Here is a 13,956-nt window from a genome sequence, read left to right as displayed (position 1 = left end):
CGGCCGGCCCCGACCCGGGTGCCGGCCGTCGCGCCCGTCCTACAGCCCCTCCGCCACCGACGCGGCGATCTTCAGCCAGGCGTCGCGGGTGGCGGAGGAGAGCTGCCCGTACCGCAGCGGCTCGCCGGTGTCGATGAGCCGCTCGTACGGCGCCAGCAGCACCGCCCGGGTCCGCGCCGCGAAGTGGGCCTGGATGGCGGGCAGGTCGATCTCCTTGCGCGACGGCGGCATCGACACCACGGTGACCGCCTGCCGGACCAGCCGCTGCCGGCCGCTCTGCTCCAGGTGGTCGAGCATCCGGGCGGCGGTCTCGGCCGAGTCGTTACGCGCCGACATGGTCACCACGAGCTGGTCGGTGGCGTCCATCGCGGCCTGCCAGTTCTGCGCCCGGACGTTGTTCCCGGTGTCCACGAAGATCAGCTTGTAGAACCGGCTGACCACCTCACGGATCTCCGCGAACGCGGCGGCGGTGAGCATCTCGCCGCCGGTCGCGGACTCGTCCGAGGCCAGCACGTCGAACATGCCCTCGCCCTGTGAGCGGACGTACTGCGACAGGTCACCGACCCGGCCGTGCGGACCCTGGAACTGGGACAGGTCGCGCAGCATGTCCCGCACCGTACGGGCGTGGAAGTCCTGCTGGGCCCGCATGCCGAGGGTGCCCTGGGTCTCGTTGTTGTCCCAGGCCAGCACGTACCCGCCGCGCTTCTGGCCGAACGTCATGGCGAGCAGCAGGATGGCGACCGTCTTGCCGGCGCCGCCCTTCGGGTTGACCACAGTCACCTGGCGCAGCCCGCCGAAGTTGCGGCGGACCATCTCGATGTCGCGCCGCACCTCCTGCTCGTGCCGCCCGGGCGCGAGCCGGACCAGCCCGATCTTGTTGACCACCGCGCGTACGCCCATGGTGGCCACCGGGTCGACCGGCCGGGCCTGGCGGCGGCGGGCGAAGTCCTCGGCGGTCGGCGGCACCGCCTGCTGAGGCGTCCAGCCCTGCTCCGGCTGGGCATGCGGTGGAGGGGGCACGACGGGGCCGGACACCGGCGCCTGCGGAGGCACCGGGACGCCCGGCTGGGGCGGGCCGGCCTGGGGCGTCCAGCCGGGCGGCGGGTACCAGCCGGCCTGACCGGGCTGCGGCGGGTACCCGGGCTGCGGGTAGCCGTTGCCGTAGGGGGACGGCTGCGCCGGCACGCCCGGCGACGGCGGGAACGGTCCGAGCCGGGGCGGCTCCGGGGTGGGATCGCCCGGCCCTCCCGGCCCCGCGCCGGATTCCGGCGACGGCGGCGGGAGCGCTGCCCCGGCCACCGTGGCACGCCCGGAGACGGGGCCCTCGGCCTGGAAAGTGTCGGGTGGCGGTGGCGCGGTGACCGTGGCCCGGCCCTCGGCCTGGAGGGCGTCGGGTGGCGGTGGCCCGGCGACGGTGGCGCGGCCGGAGACGGTGCCGTCGGCCTCCGGTGCGCCGGGCCACGCAGCCGCGCTGGCGTCGGAAGCGGGATCAGGCGTGGTGGCGCTCTCCGGCGTGGTCCGCTGCGGCGGCTGCGCCCAGGGGGAGGTGGTCCGCCCGTTCCCGGCACCCTCGCCACCGGCCCCCGGAACCGGCGGGGTCTCCGGAACCGGCGTGGCCTGCGGGACCGGCGTGGTTTCGGGGACGGGCGTCACCTGCTGCTGCGTTGGCGAAGGCGGGCTCACCGGCGCCGTGGCCGGCGAGCCGGACGCCGCCGGTTCGGCCGGGCCGGAAGCCGCCTGGTCGAGCGTGAACGGCCGGTCCAGGTCGACAGCGGGCGCCGGGACGTCCGCCGCCGGCGTGGGAGCGTCCGCCGGCGGGAGCGGCCAGGGCACCGACGCCCACGGCGGGATCGCGGCCGCCGCCGCGTCGGTCTCCTCCGGCGGCCAGAGCGGCTCGACGTCCCGCTGCGGCACCTGCGGTCGGCCCGGTACGTGGGCCCGGTCGTCGTTCTCGTGCACCACGGTTCCTCCCCATTCCCTCCGCCGAGGATAGGCGGTTCGGCCAGCGGCGCGAGCCGGGTGGGAATCGACCGAGGTCAGCCCGTCCAGACCGCCCAGGCGCCCGGCTCGGTCCACCAGGAGCGCTTGCGGCTCAGCTCGCCCTCGACGCCGTCGTCGAGGAAGGGGACCTTCTCGTCACGGGGCACGACCGCCACCGCGCGTCCCCGCGCCCGGCGTACCTCCAGCCGGACCTTCTTCCGGCCCAACGCCGACCGGGTGACCACCGGTACGGCGACGCCCACCGTCACCCGCCCGTCGGCCGGATCCGGGTCGGCCAGCAGGTCCACCTCGCCCAGGCGCCCGTACCCGCCCGCGTTTCCGATCGCGCACGCGGTGATCGGCTCGGAGCCGTCGCTGAGCACCGCACCGTCGACCTCGACCCGGGCCCGCCAGTGCAGCGGCCGGCCCGCGTCGTCGGCGGCGCCGAGCAGCGCGCCGTCCAGCGTCACCGAGCCGCCGTCGTTGCGCAGCAGGTCCAGCCGCCGTGCGGTGCCGTCCAGCACCGCGGCGGCCACGCCGGCCGGATCCCGGGGCAGCCCGAGCTGCGCGGCCAGGTCCCGCGCCGTCCCGGACCGGGCCGGATCGAGCGGGAGTACGCCGACCGGCGGCAGGTCGGGCACCGTACGGTTGTCGGCCAGATCGTCGGGGCGGCGGCTCGGCGGCGGAGCGTACCGGCGCACCAGCCGGCGCAGGACGGCGCGCAACTGACCGTCACTGGCGGTGGCGACGATCAGCCGGGTCTTGCCGTCGGAATCCGGCCAGGTGAGGCCGTCGGCACGCGGCGGGCCGTCGAGGCGGGCCAGCACCTCGTCGATCTCCTTGTCCGACCGGGCGGTCACGGTGGTCACCCGCGCGCCCCGGGCGGTCAGCTCGTCCGCGCAGGCCAGCACCGGTACGCGCGGCGTCTCGCAGCGCTCCTCGCCGCTCTCGGCGGCGGTGTCGTCCGCGCCGCCGCAGCAGGCGCCGCCGCTGCCGCAGCCACCGCCGGGAGCGTCCCGCTCCGAGCCGAGGGTGAGCAGCACCACGTCGTACACGAAGGAGCCTCCTGGTTCTTGACCAACCCCTGCTGGTCCCACCGTCACTACTTGTTAGCCTGACACCCCGGGCTCGCTGACCGGTCGCCACCTGGCACCCGAGCCTTCTGGAGGCGAGAAGATGCCAGCGATCGTGCTGCTCGGCGCCCAGTGGGGCGACGAGGGCAAGGGCAAGGTTACCGACCTGCTGGGTGAGCGGGTCGACTACGTCGTGCGTTACTCCGGCGGCAACAACGCAGGCCACACGGTGATCACGCCGGACGGCCAGAAGTACGCGCTGCACCTCATGCCGTCCGGTGCGCTGTCACCGAGCGCGATGATCGTGATCGGCAACGGCGTGGTGGTCGACCCGAAGGTGCTGCTGCAGGAGATCGACGGGCTCGCCGAGCGCGGCGTGGACGTGTCCCGCCTGCGCATCTCCGGCGACGCGCACCTGATCATGCCGCACCACCGGGCGCTGGACCGGGTGGTCGAGCGCTACCTCGGCAGCTCCCGCATCGGCACCACCGGCCGGGGCATCGGTCCCGCGTACGGCGACAAGGTCGCCCGGATGGGCATCCGGCTTCAGGACCTGCTCGACCCGGGCATCCTGCGCAAGAAGCTGGAGCTGGCGCTCCGCGAGAAGAACCAGCTCCTGTTCAAGATCTACAACCGTAAGGCGATCGACGTCGAGGAGACCGTCGAGGAATACCTCCGGTACGCCGAGCGGCTACGCCCGTACATCGCCGAGACCCGGGTGATGCTCTGGGACGCGCTCGACCGCGGCGAGACCGTGCTGCTGGAGGGTGCCCAGGCCACCATGCTCGACATGGACCACGGCACCTACCCGTTCGTCACCTCGTCGAACCCGACGGCCGGCGGGGCGTGCGTGGGCGCGGGCATCCCGCCGACCGCCATCACCAAGGTCATCGCGGTGAGCAAGGCGTACACGACGCGGGTGGGCTCCGGCCCGTTCCCGACCGAGCTGTTCGACGACAACGGGCAGCACCTGCGCAAGGTCGGTCACGAGTACGGCACCACCACCGGCCGGGAGCGCCGCTGCGGCTGGTTCGACGCCGTCGTGGCCCGGTACGCGTGCCGCCTCAACGGCGTCACCGACCTGGTGGTCACCAAGCTGGACGTGCTGACCGGCCTCGCGAAGGTGCCGATCTGCGTCGGCTACGAGATCAACGGCGAGCGCTTCGACGACATGCCGATGACGCAGACCGACTTCCACCACGCCACGCCGATCTACGAAGAGCTCGACGGCTGGTGGGAGGACATCACCAAGGCGCGGACCGAGGACGAGCTCCCCGAGAACGCCCGCCGCTACATCGCCCGCATCGAGGAACTGACCGGCACCCGCGTGAGCGTGGTAGGCGTAGGCCCAGGCCGAGAGGAAAACGTCCTCCGCCACCCCCTCCTCCCCTAACCCCCACCCCTCACCCCCCGGGGCGAGGGCGGTTGCGGGCGAGGGCGGCCGGGGGCGGGGCGGAGGCGGGCAGGGCGTTCTCGTTATCCACAAGGTTGTCCACAGGGGTGTCGGCTGTGGGGTAGCGCGGGAGAGCCTGCGCGGGTGGGTGAATTCGACGAGCTGACGCGGCTGGCCGCGACGCAGGGCGGGTTCGTGACGGCGGGGCAGGCGTTGCGGCTGGGCCTGGGCCGGGAGCGGATCCGGTACCTCGTCCGCTCCGGGCGATGGACGCGCGTCTCACGTGGCTGCTACCTGCCGTTTCCCGCCGTTCCGGCACCGGTGGCGCTACGACAGGCCGTGATCCGGGCGACGATTGCGAGCCTCGGGCCGGGCGCGGTCGCCGTGCTGGGCACCGCCGCCGAACTGCACGGCATCGCCGGCCTTCCGCAGACGGAGGCGATCCACGTCTCGGTGCCGCCGGATCGACCGCACGTGCAGCGGCGGGGGGAGCCCGGCCTGACCGTGCACCAGTTGACGCTCGCCGACGCGGACGTGTGCCGGGCCGGCGACATCCCGGCTACGACCCCGGCGCGCACGGTCGCCGACGTGTTGCTGCGGGCTCGGCGCTACCCGGCGGTGTGCGTTCTCGACTCCGCGCTCAACCAGGGGATCCTGGCCGAGAGCGACCTCTCTGGTGCTCGCGCACCTCACGGGACGCCGGGGGCGGTTGCCGCGCGGGGATTCCTGGCCGAGGCGGACGGCCGGGCCCCGCACCTGACGCCCGAGGCCGTCTACGCGGACCGCTTCCGGCAGAACCGCCTGGTGAACGCCGGTTGGCGGATCCTCCGCTTCACCTGGTCCGACACCCTGCGCCCCGACTACATCCCCCAGACGGTCAAACACGCCCTGAAGCGCCGGTGATCAAGGAGTTTGCGGACCTCGGCACGCGAATCTGAGACGCAAACTCCTTGATCGACGGGGAGGGGTGGGGTGGTCAGTAGGATGCCGGTCGTGCGCGTACTTCTTGTGGGTGGTGGTGGGCGGGAGCACGCTCTCGCGCTCGGGCTCGCCGGGGATCCGGCCGTCGAGGCACTTGTCGCGGCTCCGGGGAATCCGGGGATCGCGGCCGTGGCGCAGCTGCGGGAGGTGACACCCACCGACCCGGCAGCAGTGGCGGCCCTCGCCGTCGAGGTCGCGGCCGACCTGGTTGTCATCGGGCCGGAGGCGCCGCTGGTGGCGGGCGTCGCCGACGCGGTACGCGCCAAGGGCATCGCGGTGTTCGGCCCGAGCGCGGAGGCGGCCCGGCTGGAGGGCTCGAAGACGTTCGCCAAGGACGTGATGACCGCCGCCGGTGTGCCGACCGCACGCGCGTACACCTGCGAGGACGCGGGGGCCGTGGCGCACGCGCTGGACGAGTTCGGCGCACCGTACGTGGTGAAGGACGACGGGCTCGCCGCCGGCAAGGGAGTGGTGGTGACCGACGACCGGGCGGCCGCCGAGCGGCACGCGGCGGAGTGCGGCCGGGTGGTGATCGAGGAGTACCTGTCCGGTCCCGAGGTCTCCCTGTTCGTGGTGACCGACGGCGAGGCGGCCGTGCCGTTGCTGCCGGCGCAGGACTTCAAGCGGGTCGGCGACGGCGACACCGGGCCGAACACGGGCGGCATGGGCGCGTACGCGCCGCTGCCGTGGGCCCCGCCCGGCCTGGTCGACGACGTGATGCGCGACGTGGTGCACCCGACGCTGGCGGAGCTGCGCCGCCGGGGCACCCCGTTCGCCGGTCTGCTCTACGTGGGCCTGGCGATCACCCCGTCCGGCCCACGGGTGATCGAGTTCAACGCGCGCTTCGGCGACCCGGAGACGCAGGTGGTGCTCGCCCTGCTGGAGACGCCGCTGGGTGGGCTGCTGCACGCCGCCGCCGCCGGCACGCTGGGCGCGCACCCGCCGCTGCGCTGGCGCGACGGCGCGGCGGTCACCGTCGTGGTGGCGGCCGACGGCTACCCGGCGGGCCCGCGTACCGGTGATGTGATCACCGGCGCGGACCGCGCCGGGATCATCCACGCCGGCACCCGCCGGGACGCCGACGGCACGTTGCGCTCCGCGGGCGGCCGGGTCCTCTGCGGTACGGCGACCGGGCCGGATCTGGCCGCCGCGCGCGACGCCGCCTACGCCCTGGTACGCGACGTGGAGCTGGCCGGTTCCCACCACCGCACCGACATCGCCGCCGCGGCGGTCGGCGGACGGGTCACGATTCCCCGCTGATCCGGGCAACCCGGCCGGTCGCTTCCTCCGTTTGAAGGGGGAAGCGAGGAGGTGGCCGGGTTGCCGGTGGACATCGAGGGTTACCGCGCGTATGTCGTGGCGCGCATGGAGCCGCTGCGGCGTACCGCGTACCTGCTCTGCGGCGACTGGCACACCGCCGACGACCTGGTGTCGGCCGCGTTGCTCCGACTGCTCCGGCACTGGCGCCGGGTCTCTGCGATGGACGATCCCGACGCCTACGTCCGGCGGATACTGCTGCGCGTGTGGTTGGACGAGCGTCGCCGACCCTGGCGGCGGGAGCGCTCCTGGGCGGAGGTGCCGGACACCGGAGTCCACACCGTGTCGGAGGACAGCGCCGAACGTCTCAGCCTCCTCGCTCTGCTGGCCGAGCTGCCACCACGACGGCGAGCCGTCCTGGTGCTGCGCTACTTCTGCGACCTGTCGGTCGAGGAGACGGCGCGGGAACTCGGCTGCTCCCCGGGGACAGTGAAGAGCCAAGCCGCGCGAGCGCTCAAGACGCTGCGAGGCCGTCTGGAGGTGCGGACCGATGGATGAGCTGATGCGGGAACTGCGGGCGGCGACAGCGGAGGCGCCACCCAGCCGAATCGACCTGGACCGACTGATCACCACCTATCACCGGGATCGCCGGAGGCGTGGATGGATGACGGGTGGTGCCGTGGTGGCGGTGACGCTGGCGTCGGTGCTCGTCGCCCCGCCCGTCCTGCGGGGCCTGGGAGGAGGCGACCCGTCCTCGGGCCGCCCAGCCCCAGGATGGCCTGGGCCCGTCGGCTCTCCCACGACGCCCGCCTGCGCACCGGTGACGCCGAGGCCGAGTGGACCAACCGCGCCGATGCAGTCGGATCCGACGGTGCGGACGCTTCCCACCGAAGCGCCGGCGGCGGCCGTGCAGCGCCTGTCGGCGGAGTTGCGCGAGGCGTTGAAGAACGACGTGCCGTCCGGCGTCACCGTGCGCGGGGTCCTGCCCGGTTGCACCGCGCCGCAGTTCCAGTACGAGCGGAGCTACCGGGAGTACACCGCGGGCGGGCGACTGGCCACGGCCACCGAGCAGGGGCCCCTGCACGTCTCGGTCCGACCCACCGGGGCGGGCGAGCGGCTCGACTGCGAGCAGTACACCCTCGCCCGCGACCGTTGCACGACGACCGAGCTGCCCGACGGCGGTGCGCTGCTGGTCATCGAGACGCCGTACGGGGTGCCCGGGGTGGTGCAGCGCCAGGCGGTCGTGGCGCGGACGGACGGCACCACGGTGACGGTGACCACCAGCAACGCGGAGGTCGGTGCGAACCGCGAGCCGACCCGCGGGGCCCGGAATCCACTGCTCACCGTCGGTCAGTTGGCGGCTCTGGCGCAGGCACCAGGGCTGACGCTCTATCCGTGAATGATGTTCTCCCGCTCGGCGGACAGGGTGGCGGGCGGCCGGAGCCGGTAGCGGCTCGGATCAGGTCGATGTCGTGCGACGCCGGCCGGCCATCCGGTCGAGCACGTTCTCCGTGGCCCGCTCGATGCGCGGGTCACGGTGCCCCTGCCGGTCCAGTGCCATGGTCCAGCCCAGCGTGCCGCTGGCGAAGACCACAGCGCCGCGTGCCGTCTCGTGGACGTGGCTGTTCTGGACCCGCCGCCCGCCCTGCTGGGCCGGGTACGGCGACGAGCTGAGCGTGGTCCCGGCGGGCCGGGCGAGGGCGGTGTGCACCCCGTCCGCCTCGCCCGCGACCACACCCGGGATGCGGTCGCCGTCGGCCACGCCGGTGCCGGCCCACACCCAGTGGTCGGCGCCGCGCACCACGAGCGGCTGCGGGGTCAGCACGATGCCGTTGTACTGCACGCCGAGCAGCGCCTGCTCCGGCTGGTCGAGGTTGCGCCAGGTCAACGTCGGGTCGCTGCCGTCGGCACCCCGGCGGGGGTCGGTCTTGGCGCACTCGACGACCCGGTCGGGCCGGCCGTCGGCGGCGGGGTGGACGCGGGCGTGCCAGTAGACGCTGTTCGCGCCGAGGAACGCCAGGCTTGTGCCCCCGGCCAGGCCGACCTCGGTGGCGCGGCGCATCTCGGCCGACCAGTACTCGTCGTGCCCGCAGAACACCAGGCCCCGGTACCGGGCCGGGTCGAGCCGCCCGGAGTGCAGGTCGAAGCTGGTGGCGTAGGTGACGTCGTAGAGGTTGCGTTCCAGCCACCGGATCGCGTTCTCGTCGCGGTCGGAGTGGAAGGGCCGGCCGGCACCGGAGTAGGGACGGTCGAACGTGACAGCGCGGGCCCGCAGCTCGGGGTCGCGCCGCCCGTCGGGCCGGTAGCCGCCGTAGAGGCTCTTGCCGTTCCGCCGGTCGCGTGGCCACTGGTTGTACGCCTGCCAGGTGGTCACCGGCAGCACCACGCAGAGCGCGGCCGGACGCCTGTCGTCGCGCACCACGAACGGCGTGCACGCCCGCCAGCCGTCGGCCGAGGTGAAGACCGCCTGGTAGAGGCCGGAGGCCCAGCCGTGCGGGACGGACAGCCGCCAGGACACCGGCCACCGGCAGTCGAGCACGCCGGTGTCCGGGTCGGCGTCCGGCACGGGCTGCGGTACGCCGCGCAGCTCGGGGCTGGTCAGCATCGTGCGGGCGCCCGCGCCGCCGTACCAGCCGAGGCGGTGCACGCTGATCCGGAACCGGCCGGCCGGGTTGACCGCGACGTGGAACGTGATCTCCTCGCCGGGGGCGACGCTCGTCGTCGAGGCGTACCCCTGGATCTGGCGCCGCCGGTCGTCGGCGGCCTGGCCGTCGTCTTCCGGCCACCACGGCTCACCGGCGGCGCGGTTCTCCCGCTCGACCGGCGAGACCGGCGGGATCGGCAACCGGTTGGGTGAGTCGCCGGGCCGGCCGCCGAAGACCGGGTCGAGCGGGCCGAGGGCGGCGGCGGACGCGCCGCCGACGAGAAGGCCGAGAGCGGTACGACGCCGAAATCGGTCCATTGTGGCACACCCCGTCTCCCCGTTCGATCGGGGGAGACCGTAGCATCGGGAGGCACCGGCTGTCTGACCGATGTGGATCAGTCGAAGTAGCGGCGCAGCTCCCGGCTGAGCACCTTGCCGGTGGCGTTGCGCGGTAGGTACTTGACGAACACCACGTCGCGCGGCACGGAGAAGCGGGCCAGGTAGCGCCGGACGTACTCGCGGACCGCCTCCGGATCGAGCGTCTCGCCGGTGTGCAGCGCCAGGAACGCGGCCAGCCGCTGACCGTAGTCGGGGTCCGGTACGCCGATCACGGCGACCTCGCGGACCTGCGGCAGCCGGGCGATCAGATCCTCCACCTCGGACGGGAAGACGTTCTCGCCACCCGAGACGATCATGTCGTCGGCGCGGCCGTCGACGAAGAGGAGCCCGTCGGCGTTCAGCCGGCCCAGGTCCCCGGTGTCCAGCAGGCCGTCGCGGCTCTCCCGCCCGGCGCCGGACGTGTAGCCCTCGAACAGCATCTCGTTGCCCACGAAGATCCGCCCGACCTCGCCGTCGCGGACCGGGCGGCCGGTGCCGTCCAGGATGGCCAGCCGGGTGCCGTGCGGCGGGCGTCCCGCCGTGGTGGGCGCGGCACGAAGCTCGGCGGGGCCGGCGATGGAGGCCCAGGAGACCTCGGTCGAGCCGTAGAGGTTGTAGAGCACGTCGCCGTAGCGGTCCATGAACGCGGTGGCCAGGTTGCCGGGCAGCGCGGATCCGCTCACCGCCACCACTTTGAGCGGCGGCCGGGGCTGCGGCGGCGCGACCTCCATCAGCCGTTGGAGCATCACCGGTACGGCGAACATGGCGTCGCACCGCTGGGCGGTGAGCGCGGCGAGCGTGGCGGCCGGGTCGAAACGGCGGTGCAGCACCACTGTGGCGCGCAGCGCGAACGAGACCTGGAGCGCCGCGTACCCCCAGGTGTGGAAGACCGGCGCGGCGATCATCACGGTGTTCCGCGCGTGCAGCGGGATGCGGTCGATGATGGACACCAGCGGGCCGAAGCCGTGCGGGGTGGGCCGGCGGGCGCCCTTCGGCGCGCCGGTGGTGCCGGAGGTCAGCACTATGGTGCGGCCGTCGCGCTCCGGCGGCTGGAGCTTCTCGCCGGGCACGGCGGCGGCGATCAGCTCCTCCTGCCGCCGCTCGTCGACCCGGTACAGCTCGGGCGGGAGGCCGAGGACCCGTTCGGTGAACTCGCCGTCGTGCACCAGGACGCGCAGGCCCTGTTCCTCGGCCACCGTCACGAGTTGCGCGGCGGACAGCCCGGTGTTTACCAGGACGGCGTCCGCGCCGAGCAGCATCGCGGCGACTATCGCCTCGATCAGGCCGTGGTGGTTGCGGCAGAGCACGCCGACCCGGTCGCCGGTCCGCACGCCGAGGTGGGACCGCAGCGACCGGGCCAGCCGCTCGGAGCGGTCGAGCAGTTCCTGGTACGTCATGGTGGCGCCGCGCTCGTCGACCACCGCGACGCGGCCGGGGTCGCGGGCGGCGGCCTGGCGCAGCTCCCCGGCGAGGCTCCAGCCCCACCGGCGTAGCGCGTTCAGTTGGGAGACCACGCGGATCGGTCCGCCCGGGGCGAGTAGTCCACGTCGGGTCAGCGTGGCGGCGATGAACGGCAGGTCCAAGGCGCAACTCCTTCGCGTTCGTGGTTCGTCGACCAGGCTCCGGACGGTCTGCCGTCCGGTTCGGCGTGATCTTGTGCCCGATCGCGGTTCGGGTCGGCCCGGGAGCGGCGGCCCGGCCCGTGACGGCACGAGGCGTCGTCACGGGTCGGGCCGCGGCCCGCCGGCGGTCAGCGGATCTGCATCCCGGAGATGGCCCGGGAGATGACCAGCCGCTGGATCTCGGAGGTGCCCTCGAAGATGGTGTAGATCTTGGCGTCGCGGTACCACCGCTCGACCGGGTGGTCGCGCAGGAAGCCGGCGCCGCCGAGGAGCTGGACCGCCTTGTCGGTCACCGAGACGGCGACCTCGCCGGCCTTGAGCTTGGACATCGAGCCCTCGCCGGCGGTGAACGGCCGGTTGTTGCGGCCCATCCAGGACGCGCGCCAGACCAGCAGCCGGGCCGCGTCGATCTCCATCTTCATGTCGGCGAGCGCGAACGCTACCGCCTGGTTGGAGATGATCGGGCGTCCGAACTGGACCCGCTCCTTGGCGTAGTCCAGCGCGTACTCGTAGGCGGCGCGGGCCACGCCCAGCGCCTGCGCGCCGACTGTCGGGCGGGACAGCTCGAACGTCCGCATCGCCGCCTGGCCGGAGGCACGCTGCCCGGACCGGGCGCGGGCCAGCCGCTCGTCGAGCGCGTCCTTGCCGCCGAGCAGGCAGCGGCCGGGCACCCGGACGTCGTCGAGGAAGACGTCGGCGGTGTGCGAGGCGCGCAGGCCCAGCTTGCGCAGCTTGCGGGTCGCGGTCAGGCCGGGCGTGCCAGGGGGTACGACGAACGCGGCCTGCCCGCGCGAGCCCAGCTCGGGCTCGATCGAGGCGGTGACCACGTGCACCCCGGCGATACCGCCGTTGGTGGCGTACGCCTTCTGCCCGTTGAGCACCCACTCGTCGGTGGCCTCGTCGTAGACGGCGCGGGTACGCATCGACCCGACGTCGGAGCCGGCCTCCGGCTCGCTCGTGCAGAACGCGGCGACGGCCGGGGAGTCGACGTCGCCGAAGCACTGCGGCACCCATTCGACGAGCTGGTCGGGGGTGCCGGCGCCGTAGATCGCGGCGACCGCGAGGGAGGTTCCGAAGATGCTCAGGCCGATGCCGGCGTCACCCCAGAAGAGTTCCTCGCTGGCGATCGGCAGGGAGAGGCCGGTGGGGTCGGCCCAGCAGGTGGCGAGGAACTCGAACCCGTACAGGCCGACCTTCGCGGCCTCCTGGATGATCGGCCAGGGGGTTTCCTCCCGGGCGTCCCACTCGGCCGCGGCCGGGCGCACGACCTCGGCGGCGAAGCCGTGCACCCAGTCGCGAAGGTCCCGCTGTTCCTCGTTCAGGTCGAGCGAGAACTCGGCCATGTCAGGCCTTGGGGATGTCGAACAGGTTGGCGATGTTGGCGGCCAGGCCCAGGTCGCCCTTGGCCTTCAGCTTGCCGGTCATGAACATCATCACCGGGTTGGCGCCGCCGGTGATGATCTTCAGGAACTCGACCGGGCCCATGGTGAGGCTCAGCTTCGGGTCGCGGGTCGGGGTCTCCGAGGCGGTGCAGGTGCCGTTCTCGATGACGACCTCGTAGGTGTCGGTGCCACCGTCCGGGCGGCCGGTGATGTTCCAGTGGATGACCGCGTTGGTGGCGCCGGCACGGTCGGCACGGAACAGCGCGGGCATCCGGTTGAAGACCTCGCTGAGGATCTTGCCGCGCGACTCGCCGGACATGATCTCGGCGATCTTGGCGTCCGGCGTGGACTTGACCAGCTGCGCGAACTCCTTCGGGCCGACGTTCGCGAAGTTGGCGGGGTCGAAGTCAGTCATGGGGGATTGCACCTCTCGGGCGGGGCCATTTTGGTTACTCTGGCGTAACCTTACGCACGGGTAGGTATGCTCGCAAGGGTGTCCAGCACGCCGACCTTCAAGCGCCTCCCCCGGGCCGTACGCGAGCAGCAGATGCTCGACGCGGCGGTGAAGGTGTTCTCCCGCCGCGGCTTCCACGCCGCCAGCATGGACGAGATCGCCGACGACGCCGGCATCTCCAAGCCGATGGTCTACGCCTATCTCGGCACCAAGGAGGAACTCTTCATCGCCTGCCTGCACCGGGAGAGCACCCGGATGATGGAGGCGATCGCCGGCGCCGCCGCCCCCGACCTGCCCGCCGACGAGCGGCTCTGGCGCGGGCTGCGCGCGTTCTTCGGCTTCGTCGGCGCACACCGGGACGGCTGGGCGGTGCTCTACCGGCAGGCGCGCGGCTCCCAGCCGTTCGCCGCCGAACTCGCCGCCATGCGCGGCCGGCTGGTCGAGGTGGTCGCCGGGATGCTCGACCACGCGCTGCGCGCGTCCGGCCGTGAGATCGGCGCCACCGACCTGGAGGTGGTCGCGTACGGGCTGGTCGGCGCCAGTGAGTCGCTCGCCGACTGGCTGGCCGACCACCCCGAGGCCGACGCCGGGAAGACCGCCACGCGGATGATGAACGTGGCCTGGCTCGGCGCCGACCAGCTCCTGCGCGGCGTCACCTGGCACCCACCCGCCGCTGTGTAAGGAAGGGCCCCTTCTTAGAACTCCTAACGTTGGAGTTGGCGCCAGCAGATGAGGGCGCAGGCGAGGCTGAGGAAGGCTTCGTGGATGTCGTCGCGGATTTCCCAGCGGATG

Annotated in this window: 12 protein-coding genes; 6 read left to right on the top strand and 6 right to left on the bottom strand. The window is 73.4% G+C overall.

The genetic code is table 11. The features are described from left to right. Nucleotides 1-39: 39 nt before the first annotated feature. Together ACGFIA_RS24440 and ACGFIA_RS24435 are read right to left on the bottom strand one after the other, a co-directional pair. Complete coding sequence (locus tag ACGFIA_RS24440) at nt 40-1,962, bottom strand: chromosome partitioning protein (protein ID WP_357385165.1); 1,923 nt, start codon at nt 1,960-1,962, stop codon at nt 40-42. A gap of 74 nt (nt 1,963-2,036) precedes the next feature. After that, the gene (locus tag ACGFIA_RS24435; RefSeq protein ID WP_357385163.1) at nt 2,037-3,035 is read right to left on the bottom strand and encodes a diacylglycerol kinase family protein; all 999 of its coding nucleotides are present in this window, start codon (nt 3,033-3,035) and stop codon (nt 2,037-2,039) included. Nucleotides 3,036-3,156: 121 nt separating this feature from the next. On the opposite strand from ACGFIA_RS24435, the gene ACGFIA_RS24430 reads away from it, so the two are divergent. From ACGFIA_RS24430 to ACGFIA_RS24410, 5 genes are all read left to right on the top strand, one after another. Next, complete coding sequence (locus ACGFIA_RS24430; RefSeq protein ID WP_357385161.1) at nt 3,157-4,446, top strand: adenylosuccinate synthase; 1,290 nt, start codon at nt 3,157-3,159, stop codon at nt 4,444-4,446. Nucleotides 4,447-4,590: 144 nt separating this feature from the next. Beyond that, nucleotides 4,591-5,349, top strand: coding sequence for a type IV toxin-antitoxin system AbiEi family antitoxin domain-containing protein (locus ACGFIA_RS24425; RefSeq protein ID WP_357385159.1), 759 nt, complete (start codon nt 4,591-4,593; stop codon nt 5,347-5,349). 90 nt (nt 5,350-5,439) lie between these two features. Beyond that, nucleotides 5,440-6,687 (top strand): phosphoribosylamine--glycine ligase, encoded by a 1,248-nt coding sequence (gene purD / locus ACGFIA_RS24420; protein WP_357385156.1) that lies wholly within the window; start codon nt 5,440-5,442, stop codon nt 6,685-6,687. Between the two features lie 60 nt (nt 6,688-6,747). Next, nucleotides 6,748-7,242, top strand: a complete 495-nt coding sequence (locus ACGFIA_RS24415) for a SigE family RNA polymerase sigma factor (protein ID WP_357385324.1) — start codon at nt 6,748-6,750, stop codon at nt 7,240-7,242. Between the two features lie 313 nt (nt 7,243-7,555). Then, nucleotides 7,556-8,083 (top strand): hypothetical protein, encoded by a 528-nt coding sequence (locus ACGFIA_RS24410; protein ID WP_357385154.1) that lies wholly within the window; start codon nt 7,556-7,558, stop codon nt 8,081-8,083. A gap of 60 nt (nt 8,084-8,143) precedes the next feature. Here ACGFIA_RS24410 and ACGFIA_RS24405 read toward each other — a convergent pair whose 3' ends face one another. The 4 genes from ACGFIA_RS24405 to ACGFIA_RS24390 form a co-directional block, all read right to left on the bottom strand. Next, nucleotides 8,144-9,646 (bottom strand): N,N-dimethylformamidase beta subunit family domain-containing protein, encoded by a 1,503-nt coding sequence (locus ACGFIA_RS24405; RefSeq protein WP_357385152.1) that lies wholly within the window; start codon nt 9,644-9,646, stop codon nt 8,144-8,146. 77 nt (nt 9,647-9,723) lie between these two features. After that, nucleotides 9,724-11,289 carry an AMP-binding protein gene (locus ACGFIA_RS24400; RefSeq protein WP_357385150.1) on the bottom strand — a complete coding sequence of 522 codons (1,566 nt, stop codon included), beginning with the start codon at nt 11,287-11,289 and terminating at the stop codon, nt 9,724-9,726. 167 nt (nt 11,290-11,456) lie between these two features. Further along, entirely contained in the window at nt 11,457-12,671 is a 1,215-nt protein-coding gene (locus tag ACGFIA_RS24395) for an acyl-CoA dehydrogenase family protein (protein ID WP_357385148.1), read from the bottom strand. Nucleotide 12,672: 1 nt separating this feature from the next. Next, nucleotides 12,673-13,125 carry an SCP2 sterol-binding domain-containing protein gene (locus tag ACGFIA_RS24390; protein ID WP_357385146.1) on the bottom strand — a complete coding sequence of 151 codons (453 nt, stop codon included), beginning with the start codon at nt 13,123-13,125 and terminating at the stop codon, nt 12,673-12,675. Nucleotides 13,126-13,203: 78 nt separating this feature from the next. Here ACGFIA_RS24390 and ACGFIA_RS24385 point away from each other — a divergent pair, with 78 nt between their 5' ends. Then, entirely contained in the window at nt 13,204-13,845 is a 642-nt protein-coding gene (locus ACGFIA_RS24385; RefSeq protein WP_357385144.1) for a TetR/AcrR family transcriptional regulator, read from the top strand. Nucleotides 13,846-13,956: the final 111 nt, after the last annotated feature.

The sequence above is a fragment of the Micromonospora sp. NPDC049203 genome, assembly GCF_043197215.1.
Classification (GTDB): domain Bacteria; phylum Actinomycetota; class Actinomycetes; order Mycobacteriales; family Micromonosporaceae; genus Micromonospora.
This window is presented reverse-complemented; position numbering and strand designations above follow the sequence as displayed.